Source organism: Pseudoflavonifractor gallinarum (assembly GCF_014982855.1).
GTDB classification, from domain to species: domain Bacteria; phylum Bacillota; class Clostridia; order Oscillospirales; family Oscillospiraceae; genus Pseudoflavonifractor_A; species Pseudoflavonifractor_A gallinarum.
Genome location: NZ_JADCKF010000012.1, coordinates 51,039 through 77,129 on the forward strand (window position 1 = coordinate 51,039; position 26,091 = coordinate 77,129).

25 protein-coding genes are annotated in these 26,091 nt (G+C 57.0%); 2 read left to right on the plus strand and 23 right to left on the minus strand.

The window, feature by feature from the left end; genetic code table 11:
- Positions 1-12 precede the first annotated feature (12 nt).
- A complete protein-coding gene (locus INF37_RS12865) occupies positions 13-801 on the plus strand; it encodes a creatininase family protein (protein ID WP_193538700.1) in 789 nt (262 codons plus the stop codon).
- A 100-nt stretch (positions 802-901) separates the two neighbouring features.
- On the opposite strand, the gene pdxA is transcribed toward INF37_RS12865, so the two are convergent.
- The 11 genes from pdxA to INF37_RS12920 form a co-directional block, all read right to left on the minus strand.
- On the minus strand, positions 902-1,942 hold the full coding sequence (gene pdxA, locus INF37_RS12870) for a 4-hydroxythreonine-4-phosphate dehydrogenase PdxA (RefSeq protein WP_101692136.1): 1,041 nt from the start codon (positions 1,940-1,942) through the stop codon (positions 902-904).
- 55 nt (positions 1,943-1,997) lie between these two features.
- Positions 1,998-3,158 carry a UxaA family hydrolase gene (locus INF37_RS12875; protein ID WP_101692135.1) on the minus strand — a complete coding sequence of 387 codons (1,161 nt, stop codon included), beginning with the start codon at positions 3,156-3,158 and terminating at the stop codon, positions 1,998-2,000.
- Entirely contained in the window at positions 3,155-3,442 is a 288-nt protein-coding gene (locus tag INF37_RS12880; RefSeq protein WP_101692134.1) for a UxaA family hydrolase, read from the minus strand. Before INF37_RS12880 ends, INF37_RS12875 begins: the two co-directional genes overlap by 4 nt.
- Before the next feature lie 12 nt (positions 3,443-3,454).
- A complete protein-coding gene (locus INF37_RS12885) occupies positions 3,455-4,729 on the minus strand; it encodes a nickel pincer cofactor-dependent isomerase, group 22 (protein ID WP_193538703.1) in 1,275 nt (424 codons plus the stop codon).
- The gene (locus INF37_RS12890; RefSeq protein ID WP_193538704.1) at positions 4,730-5,971 is read right to left on the minus strand and encodes a four-carbon acid sugar kinase family protein; all 1,242 of its coding nucleotides are present in this window, start codon (positions 5,969-5,971) and stop codon (positions 4,730-4,732) included.
- Between the two features lie 173 nt (positions 5,972-6,144).
- The gene (locus tag INF37_RS12895; protein ID WP_101692131.1) at positions 6,145-6,810 is read right to left on the minus strand and encodes a cyclase family protein; all 666 of its coding nucleotides are present in this window, start codon (positions 6,808-6,810) and stop codon (positions 6,145-6,147) included.
- Positions 6,811-6,853: 43 nt separating this feature from the next.
- Positions 6,854-7,876, minus strand: coding sequence for a substrate-binding domain-containing protein (locus INF37_RS12900; protein WP_101692130.1), 1,023 nt, complete (start codon positions 7,874-7,876; stop codon positions 6,854-6,856).
- A 100-nt stretch (positions 7,877-7,976) separates the two neighbouring features.
- Entirely contained in the window at positions 7,977-8,816 is an 840-nt protein-coding gene (locus INF37_RS12905; protein ID WP_207730498.1) for an ABC transporter permease, read from the minus strand.
- Positions 8,817-8,968: 152 nt separating this feature from the next.
- Positions 8,969-10,588, minus strand: a complete 1,620-nt coding sequence (locus INF37_RS12910) for a sugar ABC transporter ATP-binding protein (RefSeq protein WP_408004154.1) — start codon at positions 10,586-10,588, stop codon at positions 8,969-8,971.
- Positions 10,589-10,720: 132 nt separating this feature from the next.
- Complete coding sequence (locus tag INF37_RS12915) at positions 10,721-11,512, minus strand: IclR family transcriptional regulator (RefSeq protein WP_101692128.1); 792 nt, start codon at positions 11,510-11,512, stop codon at positions 10,721-10,723.
- A 357-nt stretch (positions 11,513-11,869) separates the two neighbouring features.
- The gene (locus tag INF37_RS12920; protein WP_235964336.1) at positions 11,870-12,304 is read right to left on the minus strand and encodes a 3-hydroxyacyl-ACP dehydratase FabZ family protein; all 435 of its coding nucleotides are present in this window, start codon (positions 12,302-12,304) and stop codon (positions 11,870-11,872) included.
- A 367-nt stretch (positions 12,305-12,671) separates the two neighbouring features.
- Between INF37_RS12920 and nifJ the strand changes: the two genes are divergently transcribed.
- On the plus strand, positions 12,672-16,184 hold the full coding sequence (gene nifJ, locus INF37_RS12925) for a pyruvate:ferredoxin (flavodoxin) oxidoreductase (RefSeq protein ID WP_207730499.1): 3,513 nt from the start codon (positions 12,672-12,674) through the stop codon (positions 16,182-16,184).
- Positions 16,185-16,326: 142 nt separating this feature from the next.
- Here the strand turns inward: nifJ and INF37_RS12930 are convergent, their stop codons facing one another.
- The 12 genes from INF37_RS12930 to INF37_RS12985 all read right to left on the minus strand — a co-directional run bounded on the left by INF37_RS12930 (position 16,327) and on the right by INF37_RS12985 (position 26,082).
- Positions 16,327-17,280 (minus strand): alpha/beta hydrolase, encoded by a 954-nt coding sequence (locus INF37_RS12930; protein WP_193538706.1) that lies wholly within the window; start codon positions 17,278-17,280, stop codon positions 16,327-16,329.
- A 76-nt stretch (positions 17,281-17,356) separates the two neighbouring features.
- Positions 17,357-17,755, minus strand: coding sequence for a desulfoferrodoxin family protein (locus tag INF37_RS12935; protein ID WP_193538708.1), 399 nt, complete (start codon positions 17,753-17,755; stop codon positions 17,357-17,359).
- Between the two features lie 17 nt (positions 17,756-17,772).
- Entirely contained in the window at positions 17,773-18,348 is a 576-nt protein-coding gene (locus INF37_RS12940; protein ID WP_193538710.1) for a DUF308 domain-containing protein, read from the minus strand.
- Positions 18,349-18,424: 76 nt separating this feature from the next.
- A complete protein-coding gene (locus tag INF37_RS12945; protein WP_101692123.1) occupies positions 18,425-18,889 on the minus strand; it encodes a TspO/MBR family protein in 465 nt (154 codons plus the stop codon).
- Positions 18,890-18,908: 19 nt separating this feature from the next.
- Positions 18,909-19,313 (minus strand): hypothetical protein, encoded by a 405-nt coding sequence (locus tag INF37_RS12950; protein ID WP_193538712.1) that lies wholly within the window; start codon positions 19,311-19,313, stop codon positions 18,909-18,911.
- An 18-nt stretch (positions 19,314-19,331) separates the two neighbouring features.
- On the minus strand, positions 19,332-19,904 hold the full coding sequence (locus INF37_RS12955) for a putative ABC transporter permease (protein ID WP_193538714.1): 573 nt from the start codon (positions 19,902-19,904) through the stop codon (positions 19,332-19,334).
- A gap of 186 nt (positions 19,905-20,090) precedes the next feature.
- Positions 20,091-20,798: a Crp/Fnr family transcriptional regulator gene (locus tag INF37_RS15770; protein WP_235964337.1), complete on the minus strand. Its 708-nt coding sequence runs from the start codon at positions 20,796-20,798 to the stop codon at positions 20,091-20,093.
- Positions 20,799-20,973: 175 nt separating this feature from the next.
- A complete protein-coding gene (locus tag INF37_RS12965; protein WP_193538716.1) occupies positions 20,974-21,759 on the minus strand; it encodes a pseudouridine-5'-phosphate glycosidase in 786 nt (261 codons plus the stop codon).
- Positions 21,759-22,877, minus strand: a complete 1,119-nt coding sequence (locus tag INF37_RS12970) for a sugar ABC transporter substrate-binding protein (RefSeq protein ID WP_235964338.1) — start codon at positions 22,875-22,877, stop codon at positions 21,759-21,761. The genes INF37_RS12965 and INF37_RS12970 overlap by 1 nt, the downstream gene beginning before the upstream one ends.
- Before the next feature lie 61 nt (positions 22,878-22,938).
- The gene (locus INF37_RS12975; RefSeq protein WP_193538718.1) at positions 22,939-23,895 is read right to left on the minus strand and encodes an ABC transporter permease; all 957 of its coding nucleotides are present in this window, start codon (positions 23,893-23,895) and stop codon (positions 22,939-22,941) included.
- On the minus strand, positions 23,892-24,638 hold the full coding sequence (locus INF37_RS12980) for an ATP-binding cassette domain-containing protein (protein ID WP_193538720.1): 747 nt from the start codon (positions 24,636-24,638) through the stop codon (positions 23,892-23,894). Before INF37_RS12980 ends, INF37_RS12975 begins: the two co-directional genes overlap by 4 nt.
- Before the next feature lie 184 nt (positions 24,639-24,822).
- A complete protein-coding gene (locus tag INF37_RS12985; RefSeq protein ID WP_193538722.1) occupies positions 24,823-26,082 on the minus strand; it encodes a zinc ribbon domain-containing protein in 1,260 nt (419 codons plus the stop codon).
- Between the last annotated feature and the right edge of the window lie 9 nt (positions 26,083-26,091).

The window sequence follows — 26,091 nt, forward strand, 5'->3', positions numbered from 1 at the left end:
AGTGGGGAAATAATGGGACGCGATTACCAGGACATGTGCTGGCCGGATATTGAGGCGATGGACCGGGAGAAGACGATCATACTGATTCCAGTGGGGGCGACCGAGCAGCATGGCCACCATCTGCCGCTGGGGACCGATACGCTGGATGCACAGTGTGCGGCGGAGCGGATCCTTGCCCAGTTGGAGCCGGAATTCAAGCTGTTGCTCTTCCCCATGATTCCGGTGGGACTCAGTGTGGAGCATATGGCATATCCCGGTACGGTAACCTTCCAGCCGGATACATACTACCGGATGCTGAAAGAGATCTGTGACTGCCTGGTCCGGCATGGCTTCCGGAAGCTGGTCTTCCTGAACGGGCATGGCGGGAACTCCGCCACGCTGAACAACGTGGCCTATACCGTACGCTCGGAGACGGGCGCGGGTGTATTTATCATCGATATCTCCATTTTGCTGGCACAGCCGGACAAGCCGGTGGAAGTGCGGACCGATCCGGGCTGCGACTCCCATGCAGGAGAGCTGGAGAGCGCGCTGGTGCTGGTGTCGCGGCCGGAGGCGGTGCGGATGGAGCGGGCCGTTCCCACGCGGCCGGAGAAATTCCTGGGCAACCAGGTCTTTACGCTGGAGGGGCCTGTGGGAATGGGCTGGCTGGCCAATGATCTCTCGGCGGCCGGCAATTGCGGGAACCCGACTTTTGCCACAAAAGAGCAGGGAGAAAAGATGATGGCATACATTGTGGAGAAGGCCTGTACAGCCCTCCATGAAATTGCTGCCTGGGACGCATCGGTCACCCCTCGGGCATAAAAAGGAAAAAGAGGCCCCCCGGCTAGACCGGGGGGGCCTCTCTTTATCTAGCAGTTGTCTGGAAGGATCTCTTCTGTCTGCTGCTATGGTTTTCAGCGGATCACGCTTTTTTGCCGTTCACTGCCATCATTCTGGCGTATTCGATGGCATTGACCAGGCTCAGCTCGTTGGCTACGCCTTGTCCCGCATGGCCGAATGCGGTTCCGTGGTCCACCGATGCGCGGATAATCGGCAGGCCCAGGGTCACATTTACGCCCTCCACGGCGTCCCAATGCTGCTCGGCCCGGTTGTAGACAAAGCCGACCACCTTCAGAGGAATGTGCCCCTGATCGTGGTACATGGCCACGACGATGTCGTACCAGCCACCCCGCGCCTTGGAGTAGAGGCTGTCCGGCGGGACCGGGCCATCCACACAGAGCCCTTCCGCCTGGGCCTCCTGGATGGCGGGGATGATCTCTTCGATCTCCTCAGTTCCAAACATTCCGTTCTCACCGGCGTGGGGATTCAGTCCGGCAACACCGATTCTGGGACGCTCGATCCCCAGGGCACGGCAGCCCTCGTGGGCAATGCGGATCACATCGAGTACCCGCTGCTTCTTGACCAAGTCGCAGGCCTGGCGCAGAGAGACATGTGTGGATACGTGCACCACGCGCAAATCATGATGGGCCAGCATCATGGTGTACTTGGGAGTATGGGTGAATTCCGCGTAAATTTCCGTGTGGCCGGAATAATGGTGGCCAGCCAGATTGATGGCCTCTTTGTTCAGAGCATTGGTCACCGTGCCGTCGATTTTGCGGTCCATAGCCAGTTCAATGACCTTCTTCACGCATTGAAAGGCTGCCTCACCGCACATGGCAGATACCTTGCCAAAGGCGAACTTGTCCATGTCCACCAAGTCCATGTGGTATACATCCACTGTTCCGAAGGTATACAGGCCTTGGGCGGGATCATCAACACGATTGATGCGCAAATCGGGCCGATTGATGATGCGGGCGGCCTGCTCCAGCATTTTTGCGTCACCGATCACCAGAGGGCGGCAGGTCTCATAGATTTCTTTTTTGCTCAGCGCCTTCATTGTGATCTCGGGACCGTTGCCGGCCGGATCGCCCATGGTAATTCCAAGAATGGGTCTATATTCCACGATTAAAACCTCTCTTTACTCCGTCTTTCCGATCATTACGCGGAATGTGGTGATTTTACACGAAATTGCACGCACGCATCGTGGAGGTCTCGTTATAGCCCAAGATCTCCGCGTTCGTAAATCTGCCGCTGGCGGTGTCTACCACCAATTTTAGCAAATCATCTCCCAGCTGGTCAATGGACACCCCGTCAAAAATGGCGCCGCTTGCATCAAAATCGATGTCATCAGACATGTTCTGATATGTCTCACGGTTCGCGGTGATCTTGATCGTGGGCATGATGGCATTGCCGAGGGCGGTGCCACGGCCGGTGCTGAACACCGCTACCTGGGCGCCGCCGGCAGCCATGCCGGCCAGAGAAGAGCTGTCATTGCCCGGCGTATCCATGATGACCAGGCCCTTGCAAGTGACCTGCTCTCCGTAATCGAATACCTCCTGGATGATGCTCTCGCCGCCTTTGTGAATGCAGCCCAGAGACTTTTCCTCCAGCGTGGTCAGGCCGCCATCCTTATTGCCGGGGGTGGGATTTCCGTCCCGGACATTTTCACCATTGACGACAAAGTGCCGCTCGTACCGAGCCACGATATCCAGTATCCGCTGATGGACCCGCTCATCCTTTGCGCGGGCGGCCAGGATATGCTCTGCGCCCACAAACTCCGTCGTCTCGGAGAGAATGGACGTGCCGCCCATGCCTACGAGCTTGTCGCTCATGTTGCCAATCACCGGATTGGCGACCAGACCGCTGGTGGGGTCGGAACCGCCGCACTCTGTGGCCAATACCAGTTCGCTGATGGGGAATTCTTCCTTTTGAAGCATGGAGGATTCCTTGACCATCTCCTTTGCCCAGCGGACCGCCTTTTCCACCGTGCGAAGTGTGCCGCCCTCACCCTGGATGGTCATCATGCGCAGGGGTTTGTTCGTACGCTGGTGGATGATCGCTGCGATGTCCGCCACCTGACAGGTCTCACAGCCCAGGCCGATCAGGATCGTTCCATAGATGTTGGGGTTAGCCGCCATGCCGCTCATCATGGACATGGCCAGCTTGGCATCGCTGGGCACTTGGGCACAGCCTACCTGGTTGTTGAAGGATACGGCACCCTCCACCCGGGAGGCCACGATCCGGCAAACATCGGAAGAACACATGCTGGCAGGCAGGATCAGGATCTTGTTGCGCACGCCGACTCTGCCATCCGGCCGCCGATAACCATAAAATTTCATTTTCCCTGCACCTTATTCAAGCTGTCCAGGTTGTGTACATGGACGTGCTCGCCTTTCCGAATGTCTTTTGTCGCGGCCCCGATGATCTGGTTATATTTTTTCACTACACTACCGCGGGGGATGTCGTGAACAGCGATCTTATGGTAGCGAGGAACATCCGTTACCGCGGAGAAACTCTCCTGCTTGTCCTGACACATGTAGGTGACTTCGTCCCCTGCTTTCAACGCTGTGATGGCCACGACGACATCGTCGTTGGGCGTAATGATCAACGCATTCGACTTCACTGCTTTGCTCCTTTACCAAAGATTGTCCTGTTCGTTAAAGTGCATCTCCTCCGGCTGGGTGAGGATCTCGATGTCAGGGTTCTGTGCGGCCTCTTCCAGCATACCCTCAGAAATTTCGATGGTTTCGATCTGCATGGTATTCTTGATGCGGATAACACGGGGATGTGCCCGGTCAATTTCGTTGCAGGACTTGATGCCAAGCTGAATGGCCTGCTTGTCGTTGTACATGATCATGGGGATCTTCAGCTCGCCGGTGACGGTATTGGTGATGGCGTTGGGATAGGTCGCCTCTTTGTCGAACTTCTCAAACAGGCGCATACAGGTCACATCTGCCAGGCCAATGCCGCAAGCATTTCCGTGACTCTCCTTGGTCAGGTCCAGGACCACGACCCGCTGGGCATCGATTCCGCCGGTGGCATAGGGCGTGGGGAACCGTCCGGAAATATTGGGGTCCATGCCGTCGCCGCTGATGTTCTTACCGATCTCATCCACGATCAGCACATCGCAGGAATCAAAGAGGATTCTCGGCATGTAGCTCTTGGCTCTCTGCAAAATTACGGGCTCCTCCGTAATGATCTCGTCCGGGGTAAGCCCCACGATCTCCCGGGTGTGGTCATAGGCGTTCTCCACCAGTGCCAGACCGCAGATCACCTTGGAATTACGCAGGATCACAGTGCCGAACATGGGGATATTCTTTTTGAAGTGGCCAAATCCGTCCTGGTGGATGATTTCAGCACCGGCCTGCTTGCCCAGGCCAATGGCCATCATCTTCATCAGACCGCTCTCATAGGGACCACGGAAGCCCGTGTGGGGCTTGATCCGGCCGCAGACGATGATGCCATCCGCTTCATAGGCATTCTTGTCCATCCGGACGGGCTGGCCTTCCTCTGTGCGGCCGATTTCCACAGTCTCCATGGAAGAGAGGATGGGGCAGCCGATGGCCTCTTCCGTAACGCCATAGCCTTCGATTACCGCACGCTGTCCCTCTGCCGTGGCTCCGCCGTGGCTGCCCATGGCCGGGACCACGAAGGGCTGTCCGCCCTGGGATTTCACGAAGTCGGCAATGCTTCTGACGATCAGCGGTATGTTGGAGATGCCGCGGCTGCCGACGGTGATTGCGATCCGCATGTCAGGTTTGATCATGCCCTCCAGCTTTTTCTGACCCAGCTGCTCGAAAACCGTATCGTGGATCTGATCTACCGGGATACAGGTATCGTCAAACTTTTCCTTGATCTTCACCATTTTGGGGAGAGGGGTAGATTTCAACAATTCCGCAATAACGCCCATCTAAAATTCCTCCTTACATGGATTGACTGCTGCTTGGATTTTGCCAATCATATCCGATGATCCGAAACCGCCCGATTTTGTGATGAGGTAACGAGTTTCTCCCTCCATTTGCAGCTGCGCCGCCACGACACCCGGTTCGATCTCCCAGCAGGGTCGTATCCGGGTATCCGCAAGACTCAGCAGCTTATACAACGTGTCGCCGCCGAAGACGGCCAGAGTCACATCTTTGATGTTCCGCAAGATGTCTCGGGCTATGCTGCCCAAATTGCTGCTGACCACATCCCGACGCTGGGACTGCGGCGTCTGCCGTTCAAATTCGCCTTCATGCTCCAGGTCGATCCTGCCAACGCCCAGTACGGCCAGGTGGCAATCCGGTTCACGGATCCGGCGCAGCTGTGCCTGCCACTCTTCGCTTTGCGTATAGGATGGATCGAACTTCTGCCGGTCCGACAGTTCGATCCAGAGATCGGCCTGTGCTTTGCTCTCTTGCAGCTGGAGAAGTGTGATCTCATTCACGCTGCCGGAAACCACCACCAGCTTTTCCGAGGCAACCGTCTTTTCCGGCTGCTCCCGGACAAAAGAGATGCTGTTGGGTAAATACTCCGCAAATCCGGCACATCCAGCCAGAAACAGAGAGTCGTTCTCGGGAAATTGTCTGCTCCAGGTCTCCAGCTCTTGGTCCGTCTCCGCGGAGCACACCAGGATATCATCTTCGCATGTCGGGGCCAGAGCGTCCCCGGGCAAGCAGTCTCGTACCCTTGCCTGGCTCTGTTCCCCGATGATGTCCCCTACCCGGGAATGGCGTACCGGTTCAAACGGGTCCTTTCCAAAAACGGATTCCGCAACTGGGACACCGTTCACCATCTGAATTCCCTTGCTTGTCGTCCTTCCGTTTTTGGGGAAGGCGGGGAAGAAGAAAAGTGGTTTTCCGCCTGCGCGCAGCATGCCGCCTAACTCCGCGCCGATGTTTCCCCGCAGCGCAGAATCGGTTTTTTTGTAATAATAGCGAATGCCCGCTTCAAGGCCGAGAACAACCAGGCGATAAATGGCCTCCTCTGCTTCGGCGGGAGAGGTGTGGCGCGTCTCGGTATCGACCACCAGGACCTGAACCGCCGGGTCAATGCGGTCGAAGTCCACCTGTCTTCCCACCAGTACCTCGGTACGGATCCCCTTTTTTGCAAATTGTACGCCGGTGTCCATGGCACCGGTCAGATCGTCAGCGCAAATCAGTAATTGTATCATAAGCTCTCACATCATCTCACGGCTGGGAGCACCGAGGATCTCCTGGCTCCCGCTCTATATCTGTACCTGTTGTTTCGCCTCCCTGCCTGCCCGGTCAGATTTCCGGCAGGCAGGGAGGCGAGAGATTCGGCGGCTATCCCTGGGGAACGGGGATGTGGGCCTCTATTTTGCAGTTATTCAAACACAGTGGCGACCACGCGGCAGGGAGAACCACCCATGCCTTGCAGCTTCAGGGGATAGCCGGTAATGTACCACTCGTCCTCTTCAAAGAGGCGCTCGTCCATGTAGACCTCTTCAATGATCACGATGCCTGCGCCCAACAGAACGATGTGCGGAGGAGCACCAGTGCCCTCGGGCCAACCACCGGCAGACAGACCATCGATGCAGACACAGCGGATCTCCTTCTGGGCCAGCCATTCAGCCGCCTCTTTGGTGATATAGGGCCACTCGAACAGGTATTCTTTGCTCATGCTCCGCTTCTGTGCCCAGCCGGTATAGAGCAGCACGACATCATCTTTTTGGATCTTATCGGCATAGGGCTCCAGGTCAGAGGCAAGGATCGGCATACGGCCGATATTCCGCAGATCGACGACTACGCCACGACCTTGGAACGATTCCAGAGGCATCTTCTCGACAGTAGTCCCATCCGGGAAGAAGTGATAGGGCGCGTCGAGATGGGTGCCGGTATGGGTATTCATGTCTACCCGCTCAGCGTTGAATCCGTCTCTTGCCCAGAAGCCTTCCATATTCACGTTGGTCAGCTTATAGGTCGGCCAACCGGGGCAGGCATGGAAAATCGGCTGCGTCAGGTCAATGATCTTCTTTACCTTTGGAATCATACGAACATATCCTTTCCTAATTTTTTGCTGCCAGAGTCAGGACTTACACGCCGGGGGTGTAGACATTCGCCTCGATCTCGGGCATCAGCTCTTCCACGTTTTCAGCGGTGATCAGCAGGGTGGGCACGCCGATCTCGGGCTCGCAGCTGCCGGTCTCGATATAGGTCTTGCCGGCTTCCAGCGCCTGACGGCCCATCTCAACGGGCTGCTGAGCGCCGCAGCAGAGGACCTTGCCCTCGCGGATGTAGTCAACAATGATGGGGGAGCCGTCGAAGCAGGCCACCAGGATGTCCTTCTCGTTCATGCCCTCCAGAGCGGTGATGATACCAACGGTGGAAGTTTCCTGGTGAGACCAGATGGCAACGCAGTTGGGATCGCCGGAGATGATGTTCTGGCAGAAGCCCTCGGCCTCATCATAGGTGGAGTTGCTGACGGACAGGCTGGTACCCATCTGGAAACCGGCCTCGGTGACGGCCTTGGTGAAGCCTTCCTGGCGCAGCTGACCATTTTTGCGGGCCAGAGGAATGGTGATCTCACCGATGGTGCCGTCGACGCTGTTTTCCTTCATGTAGTTGGCCAGGTACTGACCGACCTCATAGGAACCTTCGTAGTTGGGGGTGGAGATGTAGCTGGCATAGGTGCCGGAGTCGGTGCCCACGTCGGCCACGATTACGGGAATACCGGCCTCCTCCGCGGCGTCCAGAACAGCGGGGCAGGAGGAGCTGTCACAGGGGCTGATAATGATCAGATCCTTGCCGGTGGTAATGGCGTTCTGCGCGTTTTTCAGCTGGGTAGAGGCCTCGTTGTTGGAATCATAGACGGTCAGGTTGTAGCCGTATTCATCACACTTTTCCTGAATACCGTTCTGCAGATAGACCCAGAAGGGCACGGCTGCGGAGGGCAGCAGATATGCGACTTCCAGAGCATCAGCGGTTTTGGCAGGAGCATCTGCGTCACCGGAAGGTGCCGCACTGCCAGCGGGCGTGGCGTTGTTGCCACAACTTACAAGGGACATCATCATTGCCAGGGCCAGCGCGAGACTAAGCATCTTCTGAATTCTTTTCATAGTTGATTCTCCCCTTTTTTTATTTTTATCAGCTCCGCTGATAAATACGAATGCAATGATATGCCGGAACGAAAGAAATACGCGCGTTTAGATAAGGTGCTTACTTCTTGCTCTTGCCTCTCACCTTTTCAGAATAGGTCTCGATCAGCAGCACGCCAATGATTACGCAGCCGATCGTCACGCCCTGCCAATAGGGGGAAACGCCCAGAAGATCCAGACCGTTGGAAATACATGCCATCAGGACCACGCCGATGAATGTACCCAGCATGCTGCCCTTTCCTCCAGCCAGGGAGGTGCCGCCCACCACGCAGGCCGCGATGGCGTTCATCTCGTTGCCAGAGCCGTAGTTGGGGTCCACAGCCGCAAACCGGCTCATCAAAATCACGGCGCCAATACCGGCGAACAGGCCGGAAATGGCATAGGGAAGCAGCGTTGCCAGCTTTGTATTCACACCACTGAGCCGGGCGGCATTTTTATTGCTGCCGATCGCATAGGTATTGCGGCCCAGCTTCGTATTGCTCAGGATCCATCCCATGAGGATGAAGAGAAGGATGATGATAATGTAGTATACATTGATGCCCAACACCTTCGCCTTGGTGAGCATTTTTATGCCTTCCGGCAAATTGTTGATTCCAATGCCGCCGCACATCAAATAATCCGCGTTTCGCGTAATACCCATCATACCCAGTGTGACGATGAAGGCGGGAAGGCCCACATAGCCGACCAGATAGCCGTTTACGACACCGCAGAGCAGGCCGATGGCGAGTGCTACGATGATACCGGCGGCTATATTTTGGGTGCTGGCCATGACCATACCGCCTGCCATACAGCTCAGGCCCATCGTGTTGCCCACGGAGAGATCGATGCCGCCGGTCAGCAAGACGAAGAGCTCACCGATGGCCAGCAGGCCTACAACCGAGAGCTGACTGAACAGGTTCAACATATTTCTCCCGGTCAGGAAATGCGGGGACAGAACAGAGATTACAGCGCAATATAGAATCAACGCGACAAAAACGCCGATCTCGCTCCGATAGTTGGTTAAGACCATTTGCAGTCCAGAATGCCGGGCTCCGCTTTTTAGCGCTGTATCTTTCATGCTTTCATCGTCTCCTCGCTGTCTATTTTTTCGGCCGCGCGTCCGAGAGAGGCATAGGCCATGATCCGCTCCTCCGAAGCCTCGCTGATTTCCATGTGCTTGACGATCTCGCCGTCCTTCATTACCATGACCCGGTCACAGATGCCCAGGATCTCCGGCAATTCGGAAGAAACTACGATCACGCACATACCGGAGGCCGCCAGGTTCTTCAGGATCGTATAAATATCGGCCTTTGCGGCGATATCGATACCACGGGTCGGCTCATCCACGATCAGGACCTTCGGGTTGGTCAAGAGCCACTTAGAAAGAACGATCTTCTGCTGATTGCCACCGGACAGGGAACTGCCCTTGTCATGAATGTTGCCGATCTTCGTGCGGAACATCTCGGCCATTTTCAGCGTGTCCGCCTTTTCACTTTTGTGAGGCAGTATCCAGCCCTTTTTCTGCACCGTTTTGGCGTAGCAGGTGTTCATGATCAAGCTCAAATCCAGCAGCAAACCTTCGGATTTCCGGTCCTCTGTGGCCATGGACAACCCGTACTTGATGGATGTTCTGGGACTGCCCTTTTTCAGCGAGACGCCGTCCAGATATACCGCGCCCGAATCGTAGCTGTCCGCACCAAACACCGCGCGCATCAGCTCTGTACGTCCGGCACCGACCAGACCGGCGAATCCGGTGATCTCACCCTTGCGGGCCACGAAAGAGATGTCCTTGAGGAAGCCGCCCCTACCGCAGAGGTGCTCCACCCGCAATATCTCATCGTGCTGGACGGTGTTTTCCACCTTTTCACCGTAAAAGTTCACCATTTCACGGCCGACCATCGCCCGCACCAGGGACTGTTCCGTCATCTCCTCCATGGGCGCGCCGGGAAGCACCAGCTTGCCATCCCGCAGGACCGTGATTCGATCGGAAATCTCGAAAATTTCGTTGAAGCGGTGGGTGACCAGAATGAATCCGACCTGCTTCTTTTTCAAGTCCCGGATCACCTGGAACAGACGCTGCGCCTCCATGTTGGACAGCGAGGCCGTGGGCTCATCCAGAATGATCATCTGCGCGTTGTAGGATACAGCCTTGACAATCTCTACGATCTGCTGTTCTGCGACGGAGAGGGTAGAGAGTTTGGCTGCGGGATTTATGCTCTCGTCCATGTCAAAGAGCTTAAGAAGCTCTCTGGTCTCCTTCTCTGCGCGGTGTTTGTCAAAATAAATGCCCTTTTTGTACATTTCGCTGTGGCCCAGGAAAATGTTCTCGGCCACCGTCATATGTGGGATCGAGTTGAATTCCTGCGTAACCATGGCGATCCCCAGCTTCAGTGCCACCTGCGGCGTTGGGATGACCACAGGCTTACCGTCAAACTCCAGCTTGCCGGCCGTTGGTGTTTCGATTCCGGCGATCAGTTTTGAAAGCGTTGATTTTCCGGCGCCGTTTTCACCCATCAGAGCGTGAACTTCTCCGCGGTACAAATCGAAGTTCACATCCTCCAGTGCGTGGACCGGACCGTAAAACTTACTCATCCCCTCCGCTTTCAGTAGAAGGGTCCCTCTACTTTCCATCCAGTACCTCCAGCAATCAAAAAATCTTATCATCACGTGTGGTGAGGGGATGCCCCCTCCCATACGCCGCTTTTTTCAACACTGGCATGCGGTCAGATCAAGTAATTCGTTCTACATTGCCGAATGCCGTTCTGTAATGAGGACATTCAAATACGGTGGTGCATCTCTGCACCATACAGCAAAATCACATATTGGTTACAATTCGGTCTCTCCGGTACTCTTGAAACCGATCCGTATGGAAATCTCCCGGCCGTTGTTCCGAAGATCCTTTTCCAGGGCCTCCAGATTGACGCCTCGGATTTTTCCGTAGGGGAAGGAAATGCTCATCGCCGCACACACCTTGCCCGTCCGGTCGAAAATAGGGGTGGCGACACAGGTCAGGCCTTCTTCCAGCTCCTGCCGGTCCATGGCGATCTGGGTGCTGCGGATCTGACGGAGTTCATTCCAGAGCGCTTCCCGGTCAACAATGGTGTTAGCGGTGTGGGGTTCCAGCCCTCTGGCGATCACTTCCTCGACGTATTCCTCCGGAAGAAAAGCCAGCATGGCCTTGCCAACTGCGGTGCAATACATGGGGGCGCGCCGACCAATCTGGGAATACATGGTGATGGGTGCATCCACTTCCACCTTGTCGATGTAAACGGCATATCCATTGGAGTGGATCGCCAGATGCATGAGGGCGTTGTATTTTTCCGAAAAGGCCACCATATTTCGCCGGGCTTCTTCACGTACATCCAGCCGCCGCTGAACGAGGTTGCCTAGTTCGAGTAAACGGAGACCCAGGCGATACTTCTTGCTGGGCTGAACCTGTTCCAGATATCCCAGAGCTGCCAGGGTATTCACCAGTCCAAACGTCGTACTTTTATTCAGATCCAGCAGTCTTGCAATTTCGGCGAGTCCGAGCTCTTTGAATCCGGTAAACGCCTCCAGGATCTCACCGGCCCGAACGACCGACTGAATCTGCGGAGCCTTGCGGCTATGTTTCTCCATACTTTCATTCACTTTCTAATTGATTTGATCTGCTTCATCCGCGTGTTGGCCGCCAGAGCAGCGAGGAAAAGAGACCTTTTTACAGGCCATCTGGCCAGCTCCAAACAGGGGATGTGAAAAACGCAAAATATAGACAATTCTTTGTTTGAAAATATAGCACCTTATTGTACCTTTTGTCAAACATAAAATGACTTTGCTTGCCGATTCCCAATGGCGGTAGGGAACTGCTCCCCAATGCCCGGAGCGTTCTTCCCACGTGGACGGGAAGACATTGCCCTGGTATTTCGCTGTACACCGGTGTGTCGGCTGACTTCCGCTTTATACACAGATCGCTTCCACCAGAAAAGTGAAGCAGATTCAACGGATTGCCAGCGTTACATCCACCAGTGCAGCCTTTTCGTCGCCGTTGAAGACCTCCACGTGGCTTTTTACAATGGCCTTTTCCGTATTCTCGGAGAGCAAGCTTCCCTTCAGGGTAATCGTATCGCCCGGCTTGATTTTCCGCAGGAAACGGACATTGTCAATGCCGCAGAAAAGCGGCAGCTTTCCGCTGTATCGATCCAGGGACAAAAACAAAAGACTTGTGGCCTGAGCGGCGGATTCTACCGTGTAAACGCCAGGCAAAATCGGGTTTCCTGGAAAATGTCCCTGAAAAATCGCCATATCGGGATGTACGAAAAATGTCGCTGTGATCGAATTGCCCGGGTCCAGCTCCTCTACCGAATCAATCAGCAAAATTGGATCACGCTGCGGGATAATACGCATCACTTGCTCGCGGTCGTACTTCAACATAATCCTATCCTCTTTTCGTATAGCCGTCTTATCTTGTGTCCGTTCAGCAGTTCAGAAAAAATGAATCTTTCGTTGTGCGATCACCTGCGCTTCCCAAATGAACAATCATTACAGTTTGCAACAAATATGCCTTTGAACAGCGCCATTTTAAGGGATTTTTCTGGTCTATACAGGATAATGTCTGGCGAATCCCCAAAATGTGCCATACGGAAAAATGCGTTGCATTTTTTGTTTTGTATGCTATAATGATTGCCAAGAGAGTGCTATAATATAAATCATCGTTTGTTATTATAGCATATTTTAGCATATGACCTGTGGAATTTCAAGCGGTTTTCACAAAAAATGGGAAAGGACAGGGGAAAAGTTTATGGGTTTGTCAAAAATTACAGTGGATGGCAACACAGCAACAGCGTACGCATCGTATCCCTTCACGGAAATCGCTACCATCTACCCGATCACACCTTCCTCCACCATGGCTGAGATCATTGATGAGTGGAGCGCGGCGGGAAAAAAGAATCTGTTTGGGCGGACGGTGGACGTGCGTGAAATGCAGTCCGAAGGCGGCGCGTCCGGCGCCCTCCACGGCGCCCTCCAGGGCGGCGCATTGGCCACGACCTATACTGCCAGCCAGGGCCTGATGCTGATGCTGCCCAATATGTACAAGGTCGTGGGCGAATTGCTGCCCGGCGTGTTCCATGTCAGCGCCCGCTCTTTGGCCACCAACATTATCTCCATCTTCGGTGATCAGCAGGATGTCATGAGCTGCCGCCAGACCGGCGTAACGATGCTGGCCTCCTCCAGTGTGCAGCAGGCCTATCACATGGCGCTGACCGCCCATTTGTCCGCAATCAGCTCCCGCGTGCCGGTCCTGCATTTCTTCGACGGGTTCCGCACCTCCCACGAATACCAGAAAATCGAAGTCCTGGACAATGAGGATCTGGCCGAGATGCTGGACTGGGACGCGGTGAAGGCCTTCCGCCGGAACGCCCTCAATCCCAACCATCCTGTGTCACGGGGCGTCGTAACGAATCCGGATATTTTCTTCCAGTATCGTGAGTCCACCAACCGCTTCTTCGATCAGGTCCCCGCCACGGTGGAAAAGTACATGGACATGATCAATCAGCGCTGCGGGACGAACTACCATCCCTTTGATTACTTCGGCGACCCCGAGGCGGAAAATGTGATCGTCGCCATGGGCTCGGCCTGCGGTGTGATCCGCGAAACGCTGGAGTACTGGAATGCCCGCGGCAAGCGTCTCGGCCTGGTGGAGGTGCATCTGTTCCGTCCCTTCTCCATCGAATTCCTGCTCAAGGCGCTTCCTGCCGGGGTGCGGCGTATCGCTGTGCTGGACCGAACGAAAGAGCCCGGCGCGATCGGCGAACCGCTTTACATGGATGTGAAGAACGCAGTCAGCACAATGGCACAGCCGCCCATGGTCATCGGCGGCCGGTTCGGTCTGTCCTCCAAGGACTTTACGCCCGCAGATGTGATGGCGGTCTATGCAAACCTGGAAAGTGAGACGCCCAAGGACCACTTTACGGTGGGTATCGTGGATGACGTCACCAATCTGTCCCTGCCGGCTTATCCTGTGGAATTCGATTCCACGCCCAAGGAAAACTTCAGCCTGAAATTCTGGGGACTCGGCTCCGACGGCACCGTCGGCGCGAACAAGGCCGCCGTCAAAATCGTGGGCAACAACACGGACTATTACGTGCAGGCCTATTTTGCCTATGACTCTAAAAAATCCGGCGGCCTGACCGTCTCCCACCTCCGTATGGGCCCCAAGCTCATCGAGGGCTCCTACCAGGTCAAGAGCGCGGATTTCATCGCCTGCCACAACCAGGCCTATGTGCAAAAATATGACATGGCACGGGATCTGAAAGAGGGCGGCAGTTTTCTGCTGAACTGCAATTGGTCCGACGAAGAGCTGAATACGAAGCTCCCTGCCAGTATGCGCCGTACCCTCTGGGCCCGCAAGGCCCGCCTGTACACCATCGATGCGGTGGATATTGCCCATGATCTCGGTCTGGGTAACCGCATTAACATGATCACCCAGGCGGCCTTTTTCAAAATTTCCGGTATCATGGATCTGGATTCCGCGGTCCGGGAATTGAAGCACTCCATCGAAGTGACTTATGGCAATAAGGGCCAGGACGTTGTGGACAAGAACAAGGCTGCGGTTGATCTGGGCCTGAGTAAGATCCACCAGGTCGCAATTCCGGACTCCTGGGCCAATGCGGTTGACGATGCCGCCGAGGAGGATGCCCCCGACTATGTCAAGAATGTGATCCGTGTCATGGGCCGCCAGGAGGGCGACCAGCTTCCCGTCAGCACCTTCCTGGGACGCGAGGACGGCACCTACTATACCAATATCTCCAAGTGGGAGAAGCGTGGTATCGCGATCGACGTCCCCGAGTGGGAGATGGAAAAGTGTATCCAGTGCAACCAGTGTTCCTTCGTTTGTCCCCACGCCGTGATTCGTCCCACGCTGCTCTCGGCGGAAGAAGCCGCTGCCGCCCCCGCTGGGTATGAGATGAAGGACGCCACCGGCTTTGCCGATACAAAATATCATCTGGCCATTTCCGGTATGGATTGTACCGGCTGCGGTATTTGCGTCAAAACGTGCCCGGTCGATTGCCTGAAAATGACGCCCTATGAGCCCAGACGGGAGAAAAATACCCAGGATTGGGCCTATACCACGGAGCATGTCCAGCTGAAGGAAATGGAAGAGAGCAAGAAGTTCACCGTTAAGGGCAGCCAGTTCCTCAAGCCCTATCTGGAGTTCAACGGCGCCTGCGCCGGATGTGGGGAGACGCCCTATCTGAAGCTCATCACACAGCTGTATGGCGACCATATGCTGTGGGCCAACTCTGCCGGATGTTCCCACGCGTGGAGCGGATCTCCGGAAGTCCCCCTGGCGGTCAATCACAAAAACCAGGGGCCCGCATGGGGCGATTCCCTGTTCGAGGATACCGCCGAATATGGCTTTGGCATGATGCTGGGTGCATCGGTGGTGCGCAACCGTCTGCATGACCTGGCGGAGGAAGTGCTGGCCAATCTGCCCGACGGCGAACTGAAGGATGCCATGGCCGATTGGTCTGCCAACTGTGAAGATCCCACCGGTACACGTCAGCGTGCCGACCGGTTGTCCGACGCGCTGGAAGCGGCCGACCGCAGCGGAAATGCGGCGCTGGAAGAGCTGTACGAAAAGCGGGACTTCCTCGTTCGTCCCTCTCAGTGGATCGTGGGCGGCGACGGCTGGGCCTATGACATTGATTACGGCGGACTGGACCACGTTCTGGCCTCCGGCGAGAATGTCAACGTCATTGTCATGGATACGGAGGTCTACTCCAATACGGGCGGTCAGGCCTCGAAGTCCACGCCTACGGCTGCAATCGTTAAATTTGCGGCCAGCGGAAAGCGCACGAAGAAGAAGGACCTCGGCATGATGCTGATGAGCTACGGCTACATTTACGTGGCGCAGGTGGCTATGGGTGCCGACAAGGCCCAGACTTTGAAGGCGATCCGCGAGGCAGAGTCCTATCCCGGTCCCTCTGTGGTCATTGCTTACAGCCCCTGTATTAACCACGGCATCAAAGCCGGTATGAGCGAGGCGCAGAACCAAGCCAAGCGGGCGGTGGAGTGCGGATACTGGCATCTCTATCGCTTTGACCCCCGTAAGAAAGCGGCCGGAGAAAATCCGTTTACCATGGATTCCAAGGTGCCCACCGCTTCGATTCGGGACTTTATGCTCAGTGAAGTACGTTATGCCTCGCTATACAAGAAGTTCCCGGAGCAGGCAGACGAGCTCCTGGCCAAGGCGGAAAAGGACGCCGCCGAACGTCTGGAGTCCTATCTCCGCATGGCAAACCGCGATTAATGAGACTTGGGATGCGATCCTGATTGACACACAAAAAAGGCTTACCGTCCGCAATTTGCGGACGGTAAGCCTTTTCTTATCCCCACATAGTAGTTTTCCAGGGGACATTATACGGATGTATTTTGATGCGCTTGGGGGAAAATCAGCCCATCTGATGGAGGAAATGTTCCACATGCTCCATTGCCTCGCTGGCGCTTTTCAGAGGGAACATCTGAAATACATGCCACAGATCCTTCCAGCACTCCAGCACGCAGGGGACGCCGGCCTGGGCCAGTCCCTCCTGGAGCCGGAGGGAGTCGGAGAGCAGGATCTCCCGCTCACCCACCTGGATGAGCGTCGGGGGCAGTCCCCGCAAATCCCCAAACAGGGGGGAGAACTCAGGGCGGCTCCAGTCTGTGTTGGGGGCATAGGCACTGCGCACGGCATGGATATAATCGGCGCAGAGCATGGGGTCCAGATCCCTGCAGCTCTCATAGGAGTCGCCGGAGGCGGTCATGTCGGTCCAGGGCGAATAGAGGATCAGGCGGCCGGGGAGAAAGCGATCTTCGTCCCGCAGGGTCATCGCCAGTTCCAGCGCCAGATTTCCGCCGGCGGAGTCACCGGCCAGCAGAATGTCACGGGCGCCCCACCCCTGCCGCATCAGATAATCCCAGGCGGCACGGGCATCCTCCAGCGCAGCGGGATAGGGGTGCTCGGGTGCCAGCCGGTACTGGAAGACCAGAACCGCACATCCGGTCGCCCCCGCCATCTTGGCGGCCAGCACCCGGGCATATCCCAGGTTTCCGCTGGTGTAACCGCCTCCGTGACAGTAGAGAATGGCCCGGCGCCGGTCATGCCCCCGCTCCGGACGGACCCAGGCCATGGGCATGCCGTCCAGGGTAAAGGGCTCCCAGCTGAAGCCGATGGGTGGGGAGACCAGCCGACCCAGGACCTCCTGTCCCAGGCGCTGACGCTTCAGGTCCTCCGGCTCCATGGAGTCGGGCGAGGCGGCACTGTGGATGGCCTTGAGTGCGGCCATCACGGCTTCGGTCATTTTTGCGTTGACCTTTTCTGTATTTTCACTGTGTGTGCTGGAGATGAGAGAGTTTTTATACATGGGAGCTTCCGCCTTTCTAATGGTGGAGGAGTGGATGGAGGGCTGTTCCTGTGGACAGAGGAGCGGGGATCGTGGTTCAACAGAGGGTGTCTGAGCGGGAAATGGCGTTGGTTTTCCACAGCCCGTGGAGATTGCAGTAGGCGTAGGCGGCGATGGGAGACTCACCGCAGGGAAGCAGGAAATCGGCCTGTGGGTCGCTGCCGGGGGAGAGATGGCGCAGGTAGAAGCCATGCTCGGTCTCCAACAGGACCCAGAGGATGGAGTGTGCTTCGGTCATGGGGTGGGGGCTGCTGCCGATATTGAGGATGATCCAGCGGTTGCCCTGCTGTACCACGGGGATGTGCTTTTCCACGGCGCCGCCCGTGGAGCCGGGCTCCAGCAGGGTCATGGGCTGGCCGCAGCAGATCAGCGGCACGCCGGAATCGGTGAGTTTGGTAACTACGTTGCCGCAGTGAGAACAGAAATACAGATTCATAAGAGATCTCCTTTTGATCAAGTGGGGTCGGTAGGGACAGAGTCGGGGGGAGGAGCGGTGGGAAGTTTGCGGGAAGCCAGTGCCGTGGCCAGATCACTCACGCCGTCTGCAATCAGAGCGGCACCGAAAACCATGATGGTCATACGGGCGGCATGGAACGGATTGACGATGAGCAGGATACCCAGGATGAGGGGAATCAGGGAGGAGAGGGCCAGCGGAATGAGGGTAGAGGTCCGCAGATGGAGGGCGGAAAAGAACAGGGGGGCCTTGCCCACTCCATCAATCAGCAGAAGAGCGCCCAGCACCAGAGGGAGGAAGGAGAGGATGGCCTGGGGCCAGAACAGGGCAAAGAGGGAAAAGGCCAGCGGGAGGACGGTGAGGAAGAGGTCGCCTCCGGAGCTTTCCCCTGCCTTACGGCTCTGAAGATAGCGGAAGAGATGACTGGCGGCGTAGACGGCGGCTCCGGCGGAGAGGGCCCATACAAAGATCGTGCCGCTGATTCCAGGGAAGAGGAGCAGGGGCAGACCCAGGGCCATATAGAGGATGGAGATCCAGATGGAGGCGCTTCGGGTCCAGAAGAATTGAAACATCATAGCAATACCTTGCCTTTCTGCTGCGCCGGATTGCCGCAGCTCTTGCAGTTTGAGTGGAGAGGATGGGGAAAGCTGGTCAGCGGTTGAGGGCCCAGACGGTGTAATTCAGATACCCGGCAAAGCTAACCCACAGGAAATAGGGGATCTGCAGCCATGCCGCCGCCCGGCTGACCGAGTGGAAGGCAAAGAGCATCAGCAGGATCAATAGCCACAGGACCCCGAGACAGAGCAGGGCGGCGAGATAATCTCCGCGGCCAAAGAAGAGCGGGCTCCAGATCACATTGACGGCCAACTGTAACACCCAGATCACCACGGCGAGCGAGGTACCAGGACCGCCCTTCCGGACAACGAGGGCCAGGCCCAATCCCATAAGCAGATAGAGGATGGTCCACACCACTGGAAATACCGCGCCGGGTGGTGTCAGAGGCGAGAGGGCCAGAAGCGGATAGACGGTCTCCAGGCCGTTGCCGGACAGGGTCCAGGAGAACGCCCCTGCGGCCAGCGCCAGGAGAGGAAAGAGAAGCAGTGCGAGTTTTTTCATAGACACCTCACAGATACGCTTAGAAGCGGACGGCACGACGGCCGGACCAGGATTCAGCCGAGAGTGCAATGGCGGAGACCAACAGATAGACGCCCCACAGTGCGGTCAGGGAAAACCAGCTCACGATCGGGTTGAGGAGAATGACCACGCTCAGAAGCAGATTCAGGATACCACCGGCCAGGACCCAGCCTGCCCCGGAGAGCTTTGCTTTGTACAGGGCATAAAAGGCGGAGATCTGGATGACGCCGGCAGAGGCGGTGAGGAAGCCTGCGGCATAGGAGAGCGATTCAATCAGGGGAAAGAGACCGGCGGGGCCGGAGAGAAGTCCGCTTTTCCGGTTGATGGGAGCGGCGGGCAGATCATCGAGGATCTGCTCGTAATCCGCATCGTGGATGTCATAGGGAGGACGGGAGGAAGGATTCATAGACAGAACCGCCTTTCTTTAAAATGGGAGAGGTCTGAAGCAGGTGGAGAGAAATGGATCGGCCGGTGTGTCAGCGGTAGAAAGGTGAGCGGGAAGGGTCCGATGCAGGGAGTGAAGCAAGTCGATGCTTTCCAGCACGAGGAGCAGGCTGGTGAAAAGAATCACGGTTCCTGCGGGGAGGGTCCATACCCAGGAAGTGGCCAGGGGGTGAAGAAAGCGGACCAGAAGCAGAGAGGAGAAGCCCCACCAGAGGGAGGAATACAGGGAGATGTAGCCGTGGAGCTGAAAAGGAAACCAACTGTAATCCCAATATCGCTGATGAAACATACGCTCCAGGGAAACACCGGTCCCATATTCCAGCACGGTGGCACTGGCCATGCCGGCCAGGAAGAGAAGCAGAGGGTGAGTGGCAAAGGGGGTGAAGAGAGCTGTGATCAGAAGGGCCCCAAAGCCGTAGATGGGAAGGAATGGGCCGCGGAGGAAACCGCGGTTGGTCCAGCGGCGTGTATGCAGGGAGACATAGCAGGACTCCCAGATCCAGCCGGCAAAGGAGTAGAGGAAGAAGAGGAATAGGACAGAAGCTGGTTTCATAGGCGGCACATCCAATCCTTTCAAAATCATGGGACCTTTGCCACTGGGGGTTATATCTATCATGTCATAAATGAGGCAGAAAAACGGTTGTGTAGACAACGGAGGAGAAAAAACGGGGGAAAAAGAGAAAAATACGCAAAAAATTCCCCCGGATAACCATGCGGTTACCGGGGGAGAAAACGATATTCAGACATTTGGGTCGGACTCTTCCGGGGTGAGGGAGAGGGCGTCCAGCAGTTCAAAGGCGTTGCGGTCAAAGCGGAGCAGGCCCTCATCCCGCATTTTGCACAGCTCGTTGGACATGGCGCTGCGGTCCACAAAGAGATAGTCCGCCAGATCCTGCCGGTTGAGCGGGATGGGAAAGACACGGCTTCCAGCCTGGTGGGCCTGGGCGGAGAGATAGTCCAGCAGCCGCTCCCGGATGGAACGGCGGATGCTGTCCTCCAGCTTTCGGGTCAGCCGCTGGGCGGCCTGGGCCAGCGCCAGGGTAAGATTTTGCAGAAAACGGATCTGCACCGGAGAGGTCAAAGTATGGTCTCGCAGAAGCATGTCCACGGGGAAGCGGAGAAGATCGGTATCCTCCATGGCGATGGCGGAAATGTGCAGGCGGTAGTGTCCCACGGCATTGATGAGGCCGATGGACTCCCCTCTGCCGAGGGTATCCATCAGATTTTTGTTGCCGTGGATATCCGTGTGGAACAGGTGCAGACGTCCTGTAAGGATCACGCCGACCTCGGAGCATTCTTCCCCATCCTGCAGGGCGGTGGTCCCCTTGGGAAGGTGGGATTGCCGCGCATTCAGGGTGTCCAAAAGTTCCAGACGCTCTTCCAAAGTAAAACTGCGAAACAGAAGGCTCGCATCCAGATAAGATAAAACAGAGGATTGCTCGATCATAAAACACATCGCCCCCAATGACACATTGAGACGGTCGGGCCGTGTTTTGCCCAGCTCTTATCTCTAATCATAAAGGAAAAAGAGGGGGAAAGGCAACGGGTATTTTACAGCTATTTATAAAAATAAGGATGTGTCACGGAGTCTCTGTGACACATCCTTATAAACAATGATTATTTTACCTCTCACCGGTCAACCGGGCGGCCAGAAGCGCGTTGGCGCAGATGGACTCAAATTGGATCTGGGAAGAGTATCCGTCGGTCAAACGGTCAAAGGCGGCGTTGGCAGCGGGATGATACTCCCGCCCCTCGGCCTCGGCCTGCTTTCCGGCAGCAATGCCCTCCGCCAGCAGGGAGAGGTCCCCGACTCGCTTGTGAGCGGGAATGGGGTGGAGCAGGAGCAGCCGGACGTGCTCCTGAGAGAGCATTTCCCCGCTCCAGGTGCCGGAGAGCGGCACGTCGGCGCTCTGGAAGAGATAGCCGGTGCAGCGATCCCCTCCGATTCCCAGGACCCGCACGCCGGAGTCGGTCAGCCACTGAATGGTGGCCGGAATATCCAGCATGTCCTTGGGGGAGGTGGAGAGCAGCGCCACTGGAATATCCCGGAGAGCCGGAAGGTCGGGGCAGAGGGCCTCGCTGTGGATCTCACCGATGCCGCCCATGCCGCAGGTCACGGCCAGTGGAAGTCCCATCTGCTGGCAGACGGCCATGGTTCCCGAGGCAGTCAGCGCACCGGAAAGCCCCTCCTCCAGTGCAGCGGGCAGCCGGTCATAGCTGATACGGCACAGCTCCGAAGCGCGGTCCCGGAAGGGGAGAAACTCCGCCATGGAGCCGATCACCACCTGTCCGGCATCCACCCAGGCAATGTTGTCCAGTTCCTGAGGCCAGCGGCGCAGCATCTCCTCGTTGGAGATGGACACCAACCCATGGGTGAGCAGTGCCGATTCAATCAGAAACGAATGCATTACTTCCAGCCTTCCAGGTCGTTGACGTTGTCCACGGTGACCAGGGTCAGGGGCAGGTAGATGTTGTTCTCAAAGGTCTCGCCCTCGTTGAGCATCACCGCCATCTGAAGCGCGGCCTTGGTGTACCGCTCACTGGAGTAGGACATGGAACCGGTCATGGTGCCTGCGCTGATGGCGGCACGGGCGTCGTCGGTGAAGTCCACACCGTAGACCAGGACGCCCTCCTTACCCTCCGCGGTGAGTGCCTCCACGGCGGCCAGCGCCATGGTGTCGTTGCAGCAGAAGATACCCTTGAGGTCGGGGTACTCGGTGATCAGGGCCTTGGTGGCGTCATAGGCCAGCGTGGCGTCCCAGTCGCAGTTCTGCACCGCCACCAGATCGATGTTGTCGGTGGCCTCAAAGACAGACTTGGCGCCGGAGGTGCGGCCCTCGCTCTGGCCGGCACCGGCCAGACCGGCCAGGATGGCGACCTGTCCGCCGTCGGGCAGACGGGAGATCATGTCGTTGGCCACGGTCTCACCCTGCTCGGTAAAGGCCACAGTGATGGTGGCATCCAGATGACCGCCGGCCTCTTCCAGGGCATCCACATCCACGCCGGGACCCAGGTTGATGACCTTGACGCCGTTCTCATTGCACTTGACGATGCCGGGGATCAGGTTGGTGCCGTCGATGGGGGAGACAATGATGACGTCATAGTCCATGTCGGCCATGGTCATCAGCACGTCCAGCTGGGAGGCGGTGTCGCCCTCGGTGGTGCCGGTCTGCACATCGATGTCAATACCCATCTCCTCACCGGCGGCCTCGTAGTAGTTCTTCATGTTGACCCAGAAGGGGTTGGTGAGAGAGATCACCACAGCGCCCACCTTGATGTCGCCAAACTGCTCGGGCATGGTGCCGATCTGGGCCTCCATGGCGGCGTCAAACTCCTGATAGAGCTGCTGCACGGTGGGGGAGAGGCCGCTGTCCGCACCTTCACCCTCCGGGGCGGGGGTGGCGCTGACCACGGGAGTGCTCTCCTGAGGGGCGGGGGTGCCTTCCACATTGGCGGAAGAGCCGCAGGCGGCCAGGCTGAAGAGCATTGCAGCCGCCAGCAGAAGGGAATACCATTTTTTCATCATCTTATATCCTCCTGTAAGACAGATTATGATAAAGGAAGCTCTTTCCTTTATACCAGTTGGATCAGCCGATACGGCTTTTGCGCTCCCGGAACTCCGCAATGACCACCGCGCACAACAGCATGGCGCCGGTAATGAACTGCTGGTAGTAGGAGGAGACGCTCAGAATGGTCAGGCCATTGCGGATGAGTCCCATGAGAAACACGGCGATCACGGTACCGGGCAGATTGCCCCGGCCGCCGTGCAGCGCAGTTCCTCCCATGATGACGGCGCAGATGGCATCCATCTCCATATTGAGGCCGGCGTTGGCCTCGGCCGAGTTGAGCCGGGCGGTGACAATGATGCCGGCCAGCGCGGACAGAACACCCATCAGCACAAAGACCGAGACCCGGTAGCGTCCAATGGGCACGCCGCTGCGCTTGAGCGCCTCCGGGTTGCCGCCCAGGGAGGTCACATAGGTGCCCCAGCGCATGTGGTAAAAGAGAGGGGTGAGCAAGACAATGACCAGAAGAGCCATGGTGACGCCCGACTCCATACCAAAGAGATCGCCGCAGCCAAAGGAGCGGAAACCCTGGGGCAGCTTGGTGATGGGAATACCCTGGGTGGCAATGAGGGAGAGGCCCCGGTACAGAAAGGCGGTGGCCAAGGTGATGATAAAGGCGTTGATGCGGGTAAAGTGGATGAGCAGGCCATTGATAGCCCCCATGATTCCGCCCAGAGCCAGGGCGAGGGGGATGGAGAGTCCAACCGACAGTCCGCCCTTCAGTGCCATAGCAGTGCAGATGGCGCTGAACGAGAGGATGGATCCCACCGAGAGGTCAATGGCGCCGGAGGAGATGATGCACATCATCCCGCAGGCCAGGAGCAGCCGGTAGGAGTTGGCCTCCAGGATATTGACCACGTTTTTCAGGGAAAAGAAGGACTGGGTCTGTATGGACAGAAAGACCATCATGGCCAGGCATACCACCAGGAGCAGCAGGGAGGTGGACTGCCTGGAGCACCAGCGTTTCAGAGCGATCATACTTCCTCCACCTCGCTTTCCCGGCGCAGGATCAGGTCCTGAAGGGCGTCGATGGTGGTATCCGCCGTGGCAGCTCCCGCGATGATATGTCCGGAGCGCAGTACATAGATGAAATCGGCCAAGGCAAAGACCTGGTGAAGATTGTGACTGATGATGAGCTGGGTCATACCGCGCTCCCGGAGGCGGGAGAGCATTTGGAGCGTGCTGTGGCTCTCCTGAATGCCCATGGCGGCAGTGGGCTCGTCCAACAACAGGACCGAGCCCGGGCGGCGCAGGGCGCGGGCAATGGCCACCCCCTGACGCTGTCCGCCGGAGAGATGGTTCACGGGCTGGGTCAGGTCGGGGATCTGTACATGGATGTCCTCCAGAAGCTGCCTGGCCTCCTCTGCCATGGCGCGCCGGTCCAGAAAGGGACCGCGCATGCGCTCACTGCCCAGAAAAATGTTCTCCACGCTGTTTTTAAAATTATCCAGTGCCAGGTCCTGATACACGGTCCGGATTCCAAGGTCCATGGCCTGGGGGATGGTGAGACCGTGATAACTGCGTCCACCGATTTGGATCTCCCCCCGGTCGGGCCGGAGGTTGCCGGAGAGGATTTTGATCAGGGTGGACTTACCGGAGCCGTTATCCCCTACGATAGCGGTGATAGCCCCCTGCTGTACCTCCAGGGAGACGCCGTGAAGGACCTGGATCCGCCCAAAAGACTTAAAAACCTGGTTGATGGAAAGGATACTCTGTTTCATATTCACATCCGCTACACTGATTGACGAAAAGCAATGTTACCGTTTTCTATCATAGCAGTGTGCCGAAGGAAGTTCAAATTGACAAATAAAATAAATAGATAAAGTGATATAGAGAAAACCGATAGAAGCGAGGAACAGAAAAGCGGCGCGTCTTTATGACGCGCCGCTTGGCGGATCGGGAAGATTACTGGAACAGCGCCTTGGAGGTATCGATGCTGTGGCCGGAGGGATTGTCGATATCCGTGCCGTTGCCGGAAAATTCTGAGCCATCGAAGCTGAGGGTCAGATCGGTGGGCACGTTTTCCAGCAGCACGGCGGTGCCATTGTTCACAAAGTGATTATCGTGATAGCGGCTGTCGGAGGCGGACTGTCCGGTGGAGTTGAAGTGGAAGCCCACCTCATTGTCGGTAAAGGTACACTCGGTCACATTCACCCAGGCGCTCCCCTGGGACTGGAAACCGGTCTTGTAGCCGGTAAAGGAGCAGCCGATGGCCCAGGTCTTGACGGGAGCAATGATGCCGATGTCGGTACCGTCTCCAACAAAGTCCATGTCATAGAAATAAGAGATGAACTGGTAATTGCCGCTGCCGATAGTTACCGAGCCCTTGAGAACAGTGCGCCCCGCCCCCTCGTCGGTGCAGCCGTAGAATTCATAGGCCCGGGCCAGCTTCAGATCCCCTTCATAGGTCACGGGGGGCAGGTAGATGTGGATCAGATCGGAGGGGGCAACCTCCCGGACGGTCTGGTCCAGCAGGGCTTGCAGCTCCTCCACGGTGTTCATAGGGTAGTCCTGCCAGTGGTACTCGTGGGTGATGATGGGGGTAACATGGATGTTCTGGCGGATGCGGATCTCGTCCCCGTTCTGCATCTGAATGGTCCAGACGATCTGGGGCTCTCCGGAATCGCCGGTAAAATCCAGGGAGCAGATCATGGCGGCGTCGGGGGAGTACTCTTCGTCGTGACTGGGCTCTCCGGCGGTGAGAGGATCGGCGGCCTTCTCGTCCTGAACCACCTCCACGGTGACTTTCTCCACCAGAGGCTCAAACTCCGCCCAGGCATCGGCGCCGGTAGCGGCGTCGTTGACATACCACCGGGAGGGCCAGCGATACTCCTCGTCAGGGGAGCCCTGCTGGTAGATGTCGGGGGCGGGGGCACAGCGGTCGTTGGGCCAGGCCACCAGCAGCTGATAGGTCTTATCTCCGCTCTCGTAGTACACCACACCCAGCTCGTCATACCGCTGGGGCACATAGGGGCGATTATAGTACCAGACAGCCACACCGATGGCGGCGATTACTGCCAGGGCCAGCAGGCCCAGCAGAAGCTTTTTGAGCAGAGGGATAGGCTTTCTCACCTTTTTCCGGGCGTGGACGTCCTTGGCGCAGTGGGGACAGAAGGCGGCGTTTTCCGGCAGGTCCGCGCCGCAGTGGGGACATTTGTGTTCCATGATGAGATT